The 13,075-nt window shown below is 32.8% G+C and carries 9 protein-coding genes and 1 pseudogene; 6 read left to right on the plus strand and 4 right to left on the minus strand.

Going from position 1 to position 13,075, the window contains the following annotated elements; genetic code table 11:
* The first annotated feature begins 9 nt into the window (after window positions 1–9).
* The 6 genes from MMU05_RS23200 (at window position 10) to MMU05_RS21205 (ending at window position 7,817) form a co-directional block, all read left to right on the plus strand.
* Window positions 10–135 carry a polysaccharide deacetylase family protein gene (locus MMU05_RS23200; RefSeq protein ID WP_418884488.1) on the plus strand — a complete coding sequence of 42 codons (126 nt, stop codon included), beginning with the start codon at window positions 10–12 and terminating at the stop codon, window positions 133–135.
* Window positions 136–510: 375 nt separating this feature from the next.
* Window positions 511–1,248 carry a polysaccharide biosynthesis/export family protein gene (locus tag MMU05_RS21185; RefSeq protein ID WP_241143655.1) on the plus strand — a complete coding sequence of 246 codons (738 nt, stop codon included), beginning with the start codon at window positions 511–513 and terminating at the stop codon, window positions 1,246–1,248.
* A 33-nt stretch (window positions 1,249–1,281) separates the two neighbouring features.
* Complete coding sequence (locus MMU05_RS21190) at window positions 1,282–3,666, plus strand: GumC family protein (RefSeq protein WP_241143656.1); 2,385 nt, start codon at window positions 1,282–1,284, stop codon at window positions 3,664–3,666.
* Between the two features lie 213 nt (window positions 3,667–3,879).
* On the plus strand, window positions 3,880–4,677 hold the full coding sequence (locus MMU05_RS21195) for a hypothetical protein (protein WP_241143657.1): 798 nt from the start codon (window positions 3,880–3,882) through the stop codon (window positions 4,675–4,677).
* A 25-nt stretch (window positions 4,678–4,702) separates the two neighbouring features.
* Window positions 4,703–5,959 (plus strand): hypothetical protein, encoded by a 1,257-nt coding sequence (locus tag MMU05_RS21200; RefSeq protein ID WP_241143658.1) that lies wholly within the window; start codon window positions 4,703–4,705, stop codon window positions 5,957–5,959.
* A 46-nt stretch (window positions 5,960–6,005) separates the two neighbouring features.
* Window positions 6,006–7,817 carry an ABC transporter ATP-binding protein gene (locus MMU05_RS21205; RefSeq protein ID WP_241143659.1) on the plus strand — a complete coding sequence of 604 codons (1,812 nt, stop codon included), beginning with the start codon at window positions 6,006–6,008 and terminating at the stop codon, window positions 7,815–7,817.
* Here MMU05_RS21205 and MMU05_RS21210 read toward each other — a convergent pair whose 3' ends face one another.
* The 4 genes and pseudogenes from MMU05_RS21210 to MMU05_RS21225 form a co-directional block, all read right to left on the minus strand.
* Window positions 7,818–8,489 carry an ATP-grasp domain-containing protein gene (locus tag MMU05_RS21210; protein WP_241143660.1) on the minus strand — a complete coding sequence of 224 codons (672 nt, stop codon included), beginning with the start codon at window positions 8,487–8,489 and terminating at the stop codon, window positions 7,818–7,820.
* A 532-nt stretch (window positions 8,490–9,021) separates the two neighbouring features.
* Entirely contained in the window at window positions 9,022–10,158 is a 1,137-nt protein-coding gene (locus tag MMU05_RS21215) for a glycosyltransferase (protein WP_241143661.1), read from the minus strand.
* Window positions 10,139–11,851, minus strand: coding sequence for an asparagine synthetase B family protein (locus MMU05_RS21220; protein ID WP_241143662.1), 1,713 nt, complete (start codon window positions 11,849–11,851; stop codon window positions 10,139–10,141). Before MMU05_RS21220 ends, MMU05_RS21215 begins: the two co-directional genes overlap by 20 nt.
* 278 nt (window positions 11,852–12,129) lie before the next feature.
* Window positions 12,130–13,050 (minus strand): annotated as a pseudogene (locus tag MMU05_RS21225) (IS1595 family transposase).
* Window positions 13,051–13,075 lie beyond the last annotated feature (25 nt).

A 13,075-nucleotide genomic window follows, 5' to 3' on the forward strand; every position in this document is an offset into this window, starting at 1 on the left:
CAAAAGATAGTGATTACATTTGATGATGATAATATGGATAATTATTTAAATGTCACCCCCTTATTTGATAAGTATATCTTGCCTGCTACTTTTTTTATTTCAAATAAACATATTCGAGTTGAAATCCCTTTTTGATATGATTAATAAGGTTTTAACAATCATTTCATTAGCTTGTTTGGAAAATCGGGAAAATAAAAGTGTTACCTTTGCAAATCAAATATAAATTATGATAGGAAGATTCTCTTTGTCGAATTCTCTTTTACATTTTAACATAATTTACGTAAAATTTATAGAAAGAATTTATTTGTTCAAAATACAAAAAAAAATATTTGAAATACATTTTTTAATATTACAAAAAATAATTTAATTTTACCCAAAATTATATTTGTTTTGCTTTAATCTATCCGCAATTAAATTTATATCAACATGAAGCTCAAAATAAGCCATTTCGTAATTTTTTTATTTTTCCTCGTATCTGTAAGTTGTATTTCAAACAAAAGGGTTGTGTACATGCAAAATCTACCCAAAGAGGAGTCTTTGGTCAAATTAGGGGAAATGGTACCCGCTAAATTTGAAGAATATCTTTTACAATTTAATGACGTTGTTGAAATCAATATCAAAACTTCCGACCCGTTACTTAACTCTATGATGGATATCAATGTCCTTGCAGCCGGTAGCAATAGAATGATGATGGGAGGTGGTATCATGTCAGGAGGTGATATTTTCTACTTGAGTGGATACACCTTGGATGACAATGGATTTGTTGACTTGCCGGTGCTGGGAAGGTTGAAATTGGTAGGTTTGAATTTGGAATCAGCAAGAGTTACTGTTGAAACTGAACTCCAAAAATTTGTCCGCGACGATGATTACTTTGTTAGGGTAAGGTTAGGAGGGATTAGGTTCAGTGCATTAGGAGAATTTGCGCGTCCGGGAAAATACACAGTTTTACAAAACAGAGTTACCATTTTTGAGGCCATCGCAACAGCCGGTGATCTTAATGTGGTAGCCAAAAGAGATAACATCATGCTCATCCGACAATATCCAGAAGGCTCAAGAGCGCATAGGATCAATTTAAACAACAAAGAGATCATGAGTTCGGAGTTTTATTTTGTAAGACCCAATGACATGATTTATGCAGAACCCATGAAAGTTAGAGAATTGGGTACAGGAACGACCTTACTCCAGACAATACAAGTATTGGCAAGTCTTGCCACCTTGGCACTATTGGTCTATAATACTACCAACTAAATACTCTTATTTTTAATCTAATTTTACAGCATCATGAACGTTAATGAACCCATGGAACAAGCCTTTGACCCGATAAAGTTTCTTCTGAAATACGTCAAATATTGGCCCTACATTGCCATTTCCATCGTTTTAGCCCTTACCATAGCTTTTTTTGTCAACAAAAGTACACCACCGGTCTATCAAGCTAATGGCCAGTTTTTCATCAAAGAAGAAGCAAATAACAACATCCTCAACCTGACAGGTCTCAAAAGTGCTTTTAATGCCAACTCGGACCAATGGATGGTCAATCAATCCATTTTCCTCAAATCCAGCGAAGTTGCCGAAAGGGTCTTGGCACGCTTGGATTTTAATGTTGATTATTACACCTCGAGCTTATTTTCAGATACCGAATTATATAAATCTTCACCCATACATGTTGAAGTGGATTGGGAACACCCACAGATTTTAGGGGACAAAATCAAGATTTCATGGAAAGCCAATGACAAATTTATGATTTCCTTCCCAGGATCTGATTACACACGGTTCGTACCTGGTTCCTCTGGTGAGGAGATTGACCTATCAGCCGAACCGGAACATACCATTAAATTCCAAGAATTCACTGAATTACCATTTCTTAAAATTAAAGTGACCCTGATAAAAAAAGTCCCGGAAGGAGAGGTTCTCATTAAACTTAGAACCAAGGGTTCATTACTCTCTGAATACACAGGGGATAACTTTCAAGTATTTCCTGCAGAACAAGCATCCTCAGTTTTGGGCTTAATGTTCAATTCTTCCCACCCCCAAAAAGCTGAGGATTACCTCAATACCTTGATGGAAGTTTTTTTGGATATGGAATTGGAAGAAAAAAACCGTTTGGCCCGCAATACCGTCGAATTTATCGATTCCCAAATAGCTGATGTTTCGGACACCCTCTCTTATTTCGAAAATAATCTGCAATCTTTTCGGGCTAGCAACAAAACATATAACATCGCTGCTGAAAGCAACACTGTATTTCAACAAATCACTGTATTGGAAACGGAACTTTCCCGAGAACGATTCAATAGGGATTATTATGAGGAATTAATCAGTTATTTGCAAAAAGGTAATTTCGAACAAATCATTGCGCCTTCCGGTCTCGGAATAAATGACCCTACCCTAAATTCCCTAATTGGAAGCCTTATTACCATACAATCCGAACGCTCCAACCTCCTTTTTTCACAAACAGAAGCTTCTCCCAGGGTCAAAGAACTTAACCGTAAAATTCAAGATACCTCTTCTTCAATTTTAGAATTGGTCAGAAATTATTCCAATTCGGCCCAACTCAAAATCAATGACCTCGAAACACGTATTAATAGCATTGGAAAACAATTCAGCCGGCTACCCTCAACCGAACAGAATCTTGTCCGTATCGAAAGGGGTCGCAACCTGAATGAATCCATTTACAATTTCCTTATGCAGCGTAGAGCAGAGGCAGCTATCGCAATGGCTTCTAGTTATGCATCCAATAAAATTATAGAATATGCTTCCGCCGGGAAAAATCCAATAAAGACCAAGGAAACAACTATTTATATACTTTTCTTTGCTGTAGGATTTGTCTTTCCTATCATTATTATTGTATTCTTGGTAATTTTTGATACTCGTATAAAAGATGCCAAAGAATTAGAAGCAGAACTGTCGGTTCCATTATTGGGGAAGGTGCCCCTGAACAAATCTAGCAATACCTTGGTTGTTTTGCAGGAACCACGTTCGGCAATTGCCGAGTCCTTTAGGGCTTTAAAAACCAACATATCTTTCGTAGTTCCCTTGAATAGACAGTTGACCATGGCAGTTTCATCGACTTTGGCAGGAGAAGGCAAAACCTTCTCCGCCATCAATTTGGCATCGATATACGCCCTTAACAATAAAAAAACTATTTTGGTCAGTTGCGATATGTTCAAACCCAGCGCAATGCGAGGTTTTGAACTAAAAAGCAAAATAGGGCTATCCAACTACCTCAGCCACCAGGTTGAAACAGTTTTCGATATCATTCAAAATACAGACCACTCACATTTGGATGTAATTTATGCAGGTGCCATTCCGCCAAACCCGTCTGATTTATTGGGTTCCGAAAGATTTGCTTTTTTGGTTCAGGAACTGAAAAAAATCTACGATGTGGTTGTTTTGGATACACCTCCAATAGGACTTATTTCTCAATCTTTGGAAGTCACCAAACACGTGGATATGATACTCTTCGTACTTAGACACAGTTTTAGCGAAAAGTCTTTTATAGATGATATCAATGACCTTAAAAACAAACGGGGCATCCAACACCTTTTCGCTGTACTCAATGGAGTTCCTGCAAAAGACATGGCCTATAAAGGATATAATTATGGATATTATGAGGAGGTGAAAAAGAAAAAGAAGACAAGTTTATTGGGAAAAGAAAAAGCATCTCTCTAAATAAACTTTAATCAAACATGATTATCTCCGGTAATACTAAATTTGCGGGATAGTCTTTTCTCTAAAAACTATTCTTTTGAAACCAATAAAAATGAAATTTCCAGAAAAAACTAGAGTGCATCTTTTTCTTGTGATTTGCAAAGAATATCAATTGTCGATTAAATTATCACATTAAAACTTTGGGTTAAGTTCAAAACATACTTTCATCAATACATGGAAAATTCTGACAAAAAAAATCATCTTTATGATCCGTATAATAACGATATCAATTTACTTTGGACGGGGGGATGGGATTCTACTTTTAGGTTGCTGGAACTTTCTACTAAGCAAGTAACCATTCAGCCATTTTACTTAAAAGATAATAGAAGATCAGAGACTAATGAGTTTAAAGCAATGAGTTGGATTTCTAATCAAATTAAAAAAGAAAGTACAACCAAAGCAAAAATCAATGAATTAATAGTTTTAAATAGATTTGACATTGAAATTGATGAAACTACCAAAAAAGCTTACAGTAGCATTAAACTAAAAGTCCCTAAATTAGGAAGTCAGTATGAGTGGTTGTCCGCATTTTCACAAACTGTAAAAGGTTTGGAGTTATCTTTAGAGAAAGGTTCCAAAATGGATTATTTAACGCAATCCTATGGGAAAAGAATTACAATTGAAAATAAAATTTTTGGTGATTTTGTAGTTTTGGATAATGAAAATTCACCAAAAGATTTAGTAGATTTAATTGGCGAATTTCATTTTCCGATTTTGGATAAGACCAAAGTTGACATGAAAACCCAAATGGAAAATTTAGGTTTAATGCATATCATGAATAAGACTTGGTTTTGTCACCGTCCGATCAACGACAAACCATGTGGAATCTGCGTTCCTTGCATTCAGGCTATGGAAAAAGGAATGAAATATAGGTTCGATTCAGCCTCAATATTTAGGCACAAGATTCATAAGTTTTTTGAACCTATAATGAATACTAAATTCTATAAAAAAATAAAAAGATTAGGAGTATAAACCGACATTCATAGACAAAATTATCATGAAATTATTTTTTACAATTATTGATGTTTTGCTTCCTCTTGCCCTAGTCTTTCTAATATTCAAGAAAGGTTCTATATCAATTGTGTATGTACCATTTTTTTATTTTGTATTGGGCATAATGGAAAAAAGTAAAATCGTGGTTTTTTATCAGTTCCTGTTTATTGGCTTACTTTTATATTACTGTTTTTTCAACCTTCTGTATTTAAAACGAAATCTTTTTTATGCTATTTTAATGGGATACTTTCTATTTCTCATTTTCTTAATTAATAATATTTTCAAACTTGCAGTTTTTAGGGAATATATTTGGAATATTAGTGGACTTCTTTGGCTATTTACTGCCGGCGTCTTAGCTCCTGAAATATTTAAAAACTACGATCGAAAAAGAATCTTTAATGAATTGAGTTTTTCTTCTCTTTTGCTATTGAGTTTTTTCATTATTAATTCTTTATTAGCTACTATTTTTAGATACTTTCCTGATAACCAGTATGGGTTTACCTCAGGGATTTCTTTTGGTCATGTTGGCATTTCTTTATACGGTGTAATTCCCTTGGCTATATATTTGGTTTTTCGGAAGGGTGTATTAGAAAAAAATACGATTTATTTTTTTGTTAGTTTGGTCTCTCTTTTTTTGGTAATGCTGACGCTTAGGAGGAATGCCATGGCCTTTTCAATTTTAGCATGCCTAACAGTTATGGTTGAACTTTTAAATTTCAATCAAATCAAGCAGTTTGTCTTGTACGCCTTCGTATTTGCATTATCAGTGACTATTGTGTTTAAAGCTTCAGGTTTTTCAGATCAGCTTTTTGAACGGATTGAAAAAAGAAATTTAAGTGGCAGAGACATAGAAGAAGAGGGTAGATATATAGAATTTAGCATGGTTTTTAAAGATCTTTTTACATACTATGACTATGATCCTTGGTTTGGTTATGGGATATTCAGTAGTTCTGGAAATTACGGGAAAAGAATGTTGGGGAATCGTCCGTTACATTCGGATATTAATTATTTTATCCACGGTTCAGGTTTTATTGGATTGTTTCTTTATTTATGCACGGTAAGTCTCATTTTCATTCATTCTTGGCAAAAATGTAAATCAAGAGAAGATAAGTTGATGTTTGCATTTATTTCGGTTTATTTTTTGGCTAATTTTTTATTGGGATGGTCAAAAAGACCACTTACTCCTGTTTTACTATTTATGATTTTAAGTTTACCTTACGCAAAATCTGAGATAAAAAATGATAGAATTATAAATTTGTAGTATTCCATACCACACACTTGAATTAAATAAAAATTAGAATTTAGAAATGGATTTCAAAAATAAAATATTAATAAAATTCTCAGACTTTTTTTTCTTTTATTCATATATAGGGAATAAAGTCTTTGTGGCATTGTTCCTAAGTTTCACTGTGGGTTTGATGGATGGATTAGGTTTGGCTATGTTCGTACCTTTGCTGCAGATGGTAGATGGGAGCTCTGAATTCCAAGCCAATCAAAGTAACGTAGGGAATATGGTTTTTTTTATAGATGCACTAAACTCAATTGGATTATCAATGAATTTGGTTACTGTACTTTCTTTGATATTGATTTTCTTTTCCCTAAAAGGTATATTCAGATTTTCCGAATCTTATTTTAATGTTGTTTTAACTACTGATTTCGCTAAAAAAGTTCGGAAAGAAGGGGTAGATGCGATATCAAACCTGAATTTTAAATATTTTGTACAGTTGGATTCTGGAAAAATCCAAAACACGTTAAGCAGTGAGATTGTAAGGTTGAGGATGGCATTTACCAGTTATTCAGCATCTATCCAGGCTTTCATGTCTGTAATAGTGTATATATCACTTGCATTTGTTACCAATCCCCAATTTGCCATTTTGGTAGTTATTGGAGGTTTATTTTCAAATTTTTTGTACACTAAATTATACAAGAAAACTAAGGAAACATCAAAAAAAATTACATTAAGTAATAGCGTTTTTCATGGATTAATGATCCAACAAATTCAAAACTTCAAATACCTGCGTGCCACAGGCAAAATAGAACTTTATAAAAGAAAGATAAAAAAATCTATAGATCAAGTTGATCAGGCATTCAAAAAGATCGGATTCTTTAACTCGATCTTGTCAGCTACTAAAGAGCCTTTGTCTATTGCAGTGGTTGTTGTGGTTATCCTAATTCAAACACAGTTTTATAGTACCGAATTGGGCCCTATTATATTAGCACTCTTGTTTTTTTATCGTTCTCTAAACCAAGTGATTGTTTTCCAGAATCATTGGAACAATTTTATGAATAATTCAGGGGCAGTAGAAAATCACAGAACCTTCATTTTAAATTTGAATGAAAATAGAATTGATTATAATAAAGGAGTTTTAGTAAAAAAAATAGAAAAAATAGACTTCGAGGATGTTTCATTTTCATATGTTGATAGGCCAATTTTAAAAAATATCAATTTATCAATTAATCAAAAACAAACTGTAGCATTTGTTGGTCCTAGCGGAAGTGGAAAAACAACGATTTCGAATCTAATTGCAGGGTTGTTACCAATTGATAGTGGATGGTTTAAAATTAATGGTATAGAATTCAATGAGTTAAACTTAAATCAGTACCAATCTTTAATTGGCTATATAACTCAAGAACCTGTAATTTTTAACGATTCGATATATAATAATATAACGATGTGGGCAGATAAAAATGAAGGGAATATTAAGAAATTTAATGATTGCATTGAACGCGCACATTTGACTGAGTTTTTTGCGAGCATTGAATTTAATGAAGACCATATCTTAGGTAATAATGGCGTTTTGATATCTGGCGGACAAAAACAAAGGATTGCGATTGCTCGCGAATTATTTAAAGATGTGGAGTTATTTATTTTAGATGAAGCGACTTCGGCATTGGACTCTGAAACAGAAAAAGAAATTCAATCCTATTTTGATAATTTGAGAGGGAATTATACAATTATTGTAATTGCACATAGGCTTTCCACAATCAGGAATGCAGACCTTATTTACTTAATGAAGGATGGCAAAATAATTGGTTCAGGGGATTTTAATACATTACAGGAGATTTCACCTGAATTCAAAAAGATGGTCTCCTTGCAGGATTTCAGCTTCGTAGAATAATCAGGAGTTTAATAAAGTTTCTACCATCCACCCGTACGGATTGAAGGGTCCAGGATACCAGTTCAATTCATTATCCCAAAATCCCTCGCAATTTTTATAATTTCCGGATGAGGCAAATGCATAACTTACCTCAACAATGAGTGGTTTTCCGGAAGCATCTATTACGAAATCAAAAGCTGCTGATTGTAATCTATATTTTGAAGCAATTTCAAATCCAATCTTGATACAATCAATAGGAAAAGAAGTTCTTTTAAAATCAAATTCTCCACTGCCTGATGCGCGAAAATCATTTTCCCGAACCTTTCTCCTAAAGCCATATCCCTTATTATTGATTATAACAATTCTAATGTCATAAAGATTATTTGGTATGAATTCCTGAAAATAGACATAACCTATTTCCCTGTGAGATTCGTTCCTATTTCTTTTCGGAAAAACAAACTTTTTTATTGCGCCTTTTACAGAATCAAATTTCACTTTCCCTTTTTTGTATTTTCTCCAAATTTCCTTGAAATTATCCAAGGGACTCGGTTCGTGACTAAATCCAATACCAAAGGCGATGTTGATAATTTTTTGAGCTTCATTTTTATCTTTTATAAGTTTAACATTCCAAGAACTTGCTCCATTTCGGAGTTTGAAAACTTTGGGGAAGGAAGTTTGATTAATCCATTCCATTGCAGATTCCTTACTGAAATAGACGTAAGTAGGCACCAATTCTGCTCCGATTGACTCAAATAAATATTTCTGTCCCAATTTATCATCAAAATGCCAAGAGGTATGAAAATTTGGAAAAACCTTTTTTCCACTTTGCTCCAGTGCATACAATAGCTGTTTTGCAATAAGGTGGTCCGGTTTTTGGGTATTGTGATGGTGGTGCCACATCAATGCATCGCATTCTTGAATCTGATGAATGATGTCGTTGTCAAAGCAATTGACTACTTTGTAAGGAATATTTTGAGTTTTACAATAGTCAATCCAATGCCTATTGAACCCACTTCCATCATGTATTGCAATTTTCATTTGTTGATTTTTAAAATATAAACTAATTAATTATAGGGACTATTTTGAACCGCTGTTAGTAATTAGAGTTTATTCATTATTTAAAAATTATAATAGTATAATAATAACATTTCATAATTAGTGATACTTTATCAATTCGTAAAGGTAAAAGGAGAAAATTAGTATTAAATTAGAAATATTAATGGTATCAAGGAATACTATTAATAACGGAAATGAGTTTTTTTCCTAAGATTAAATGGTCATGATTATTAATAACGTAATTTAGGCAATTGGTGGAATATTTTTGGTACTTTGATTCCTCCAATCTTAGAAACATATCTCTTAGGTTTGAAGGTGATTTATAAATTATTCCCAATTGAAAATTTGAAATAATACCATCCGGGTTCACTTTTGATGTTGTAATGATTGGAGTTCCTGTAATCATGGCTTCTAAAAATGTATTGCTAAATCCTTCAAAATCAGAAGTATTTAGTAGGAATTTTGATTTCTCGTAAAATTGACGAATTGACTCTCTTGATATGTTCCCACAAAATTCTACATTAGGCAGTTTATTTAAATTGGATACTGCTTTTTCCGTCTCTAGATCCAAGGTTACTAAAGTATCTCCAGCTATTTTAAACTTTTCATTTGGAAGAATTCTGGCAATTTCAAATAGACGTCCTAAGTTTTTAACCCTTCTGAAATTTGCTACCCAGGCTATGTAGCCTTCCATTTTCTTTTTTGGATTTGGGTATGAGTAATCTATTACTATAGGATTAGAAATTTTGATAATATTCGAAGTATTAATTCTATTTTTTAATTTATTATACTGATATTCATTTTGGGTAATTATTAAATTTGAAATTTTATATGATAAGAAAATGAAAAATTTGTCAATCTTTGTTTGATTTGGACCTAACCGATCGTCAGCATTTATGTCACTGGCAATCCTTATAATGTGTTTAATTTTTAATACCCTACAAATTAAACCAATATAAAATGATTGCCATGTTGGAATCGAAGTGTAAACATAATCACATTTGAGTATTTGTAAAGTTTGAAATATTTTTGGTAACCTATATGTAAACCATACTAAAAATCTTTTTCTCTTATTATGGTAAAGTGGGACAAGTTCAATCCATGAAAAATTTTGTTTTACTATTCTATTATCATCTAAATAATTTGAAAGATAAACCGAATATCCCAATTCAAAAAATGCTTTGATCCAAACCAATGTTTGAACCGATGCACCTCCGGTTGGTTTTCCATCATTTAAAATTAATTCTTTGGTAAATGAGTCAATAAAAAAAATTTTTTTTTTTCCACTAGTTATTACTTGTTTCATTTTTTAAAAGATTATTAACAGTTAAAATAATAAATATTCTTAAAGCCAAAAGATTATAATCCATTGTTTTGTTTACTTTAATTGTGTTTTTCACTTGACTATAGATTCTGTTTGGTGTTAATCGTTTAATTATTTTTTTTAGACTTATTTTCCGAGAGTGGCTTAACTCAGCTGAAGAAATTTTTATTCTATCTAAGACTTCGAGTAAAATCCTCCTATCAAAAATTTCATTTTCCATATTTCTTTCAAATTCAATTTTTACAAAATTTAAAAATTCTTTTGAAGAATAGAAACCATCCATGTTTGCAATTGACTGTTCTGACGCATATTCCATTTTAGGCTCAAAACTATTTACAATATTCTTCCAGAGCTTCTTTCCGCTTCGTGCTTTGTCTGGTTGGGTTAAAATGGAATGTATAACTTTAGATGAAAGAAGTGGAACTATTTGTTCAACATATGAATATTTCAAATCACCTAAAGCTGAAATTATGGTTTGTAATCTGTATACGTGATACAATCTGTCCCTCCACTGAGGAATTGATTCGTTAATGTTTTTTTCAAAATATGCCGGTAGAACTTGTTTAAATTCACAAGTTTTAAATAAACTATTTAAATTTTTATATTCATCTAAAAAGTTAATTCCTAAAGAAGTGAAAACATCTTTTTTAGAATTCACTGTATGCCATCCAAAATTTTCGTCTCCACGGATTACCCCATCAATTCCTTTTTCGTGGATTTCTTTCCATATCGAAAAACCATCCAAATACCCTGATAAATGATCGATTCGACCTTCACCATTTTTGATAAACCGCATTAATATGGCACCTATATCTTCCTTTGAGAAATTGGTTTGAAAAAATTTGTTTTCAACATTTAGTTTTTTAGCCAGTTTATCTGCAATAAAACTATCGGATTTTGTGTCTAATTTGGATTTTTCTATGCCCCAAGTAATTGTTCGAATTGGTGTTATTCCATTTCCAGATAGGAAATGAAGTAGTCCTCTGCTATCGAATCCCCCTGATAATGGAAGTATCCATTTTGAAAAATCTAATTTAATTGATCGAAATGTTTCATTTAGTTGTTTTTTTAATTCTTTTTCATGTTGATCAATGTTTTTATTGGCTAATTTGAAAACAATTGGATTAATTTTTAAGGTTAATTGCCAAATTTCTTTGTTTAAAAGGATAGAGGAATTTGGAGGTAATTTTTTTACTCTACTGTCCCAAGAAATTTCAGGTCCCATTGTCCCAGTGGAAAGCATCCATGGGATTACTGAACGATTTAAGTTAAAAATACCGAGGTATTTGACAATTGCAAATTGGGACGTAGATGCTATAAATAATGTCTCATTAAAAAAATACCAGATGGTTCTTGAACCGGCGACATCGGATATTATTTCTACATTATTTGGATCCTCTCTGAAAATAGCGAAAGAACCATCAGGAATTTCGGAATATGGAATATGCCAATTCTCATTTTCGCCATAGATAGCTCCAAGTAAAACTGAATTTCCTGTGTATTTAATATTAGTTTTTGGATTGAGTACACCATAAGCTACTTTAAGTTTAACGTGTATCCTATGTCTATTGGGAACGATATTGTCGGGAGTCAAGAAATCACAAATTTCATGTAATTTATCCCCAACAGTTTCATTTAAGGGTTCTTTGGAACAAATCCATATAATTTTTGCCATGGCAATAATGCAATTTCAATTAATAATATTCTAAAATGAAGGATCAGAGATAATCAAACAAAAATTGGATTATATCCTGCATTTACCCTAAAGGAAGGACTGTAATATTAAACAATATATATAAGCTACCATAATGAAATAACATTTTTAGAGTTAAAAACATATTTTTTGGTAATAGATTTCAATAAGTTTGGTTTTAAAGATGATTTTGGAATAACTTAAAAGTCATCACTTAATATTTTTTTTTTGAATAACATTTTGCTCATTTTTTATTATGATTATCCGCTTGTTTGCATGTATGGGTATAAGCTCGCAATAACTAACCTTTCAAAAATCTTTTTTCCAAAATATCTTCGATATAGCTTATAACAGAACTCATTCAGGTAGTTCTGGAGCATCCTTTCTGAGGCCATATCATACTTATGAAGATCTCTTTTCAGATTACTTATCGCAATGTGTACCCATTTCAGGTTGAACTCCCCTTCTTTAGTGGAAGAAATGTAGCTGACGTGCGTATCAATACAGTCAGCAATATTGACGAAAGTTGTACTTTCATCTGTTTGGTGGACTGCATTTTTATCAACCAGTTCTTTGACCAATTTTTCAGCGGTTTTGGCTTTTAGGTTTGTTATCTTGACCATTTTGAAGTAGCGACAGCTTTTGTCTTTTTCACCGGTATAGTAATCTTCCAGGACAATGGATTCGGCCATTACTGCAACAGGAACCTGTTTCTTGCTACCTCTTCCTTTTTTATGGTCTTCTTGGTCGGAGGTACTTGTTGCTTTACTGATGAAGGCTTCATCGTATTCTACCAAATCTTCGAGCTGATACAAGCTATCTCTTTTTCCCATTACCTCCCTTACTTTGTGGTAAAGCCTGAAAACAGTCTCATTAAGGCTGTGTCCCATCTGCCTCTGGAGTTCAGGGGCACTGAATCCTTTCTTGGTTGCACTGATAAGAGTCAAGCCCAACAGCCGGGTCTTCAGGGGGAGTTTACTGTTTTCCATCATTGTTCCGTTTTTAAGATCTGTTCTGAAACAACAATTCTTGCATTGGAACATGTCTAGTGAATTGAGTCAGTAATGCTCCTTACAATAGCATTTTTTGCATACCACGCCGATTTTTTCTCTTCCGGCCCTGATAAAATTGATACAACTCGTTTTGTCCGGAAACCTTTCATTAAATTGTAGAATGTTCATGGCTATTTCATTTATGCAAAGCCAA

The organism is Cognataquiflexum rubidum (genome assembly GCF_022538115.1).
Lineage (GTDB): Bacteria > Bacteroidota > Bacteroidia > Cytophagales > Cyclobacteriaceae > Cognataquiflexum > Cognataquiflexum rubidum.

Excerpts from the sequence above, each read along its gene's own strand:
- MMU05_RS21185 (WP_241143655.1), top strand. The coding sequence starts at position 511 with ATGCAAAATCTACCCAAAGAGGAGTCTTTGGTCAAATTAGGGGAAATG.
- MMU05_RS21190 (WP_241143656.1), top strand. The coding sequence starts at position 1,282 with ATGAACGTTAATGAACCCATGGAACAAGCCTTTGACCCGATAAAGTTT.
- MMU05_RS21195 (WP_241143657.1), top strand. The coding sequence starts at position 3,880 with ATGGAAAATTCTGACAAAAAAAATCATCTTTATGATCCGTATAATAAC.
- MMU05_RS21200 (WP_241143658.1), top strand. The coding sequence starts at position 4,703 with ATGAAATTATTTTTTACAATTATTGATGTTTTGCTTCCTCTTGCCCTA.
- MMU05_RS21205 (WP_241143659.1), top strand. The coding sequence starts at position 6,006 with ATGGATTTCAAAAATAAAATATTAATAAAATTCTCAGACTTTTTTTTC.
- MMU05_RS21210 (WP_241143660.1), bottom strand. The coding sequence starts at position 8,489 with ATGGAATGGATTAATCAAACTTCCTTCCCCAAAGTTTTCAAACTCCGA.
- MMU05_RS21215 (WP_241143661.1), bottom strand. The coding sequence starts at position 10,158 with ATGAAACAAGTAATAACTAGTGGAAAAAAAAAAATTTTTTTTATTGAC.
- MMU05_RS21220 (WP_241143662.1), bottom strand. The coding sequence starts at position 11,851 with ATGGCAAAAATTATATGGATTTGTTCCAAAGAACCCTTAAATGAAACT.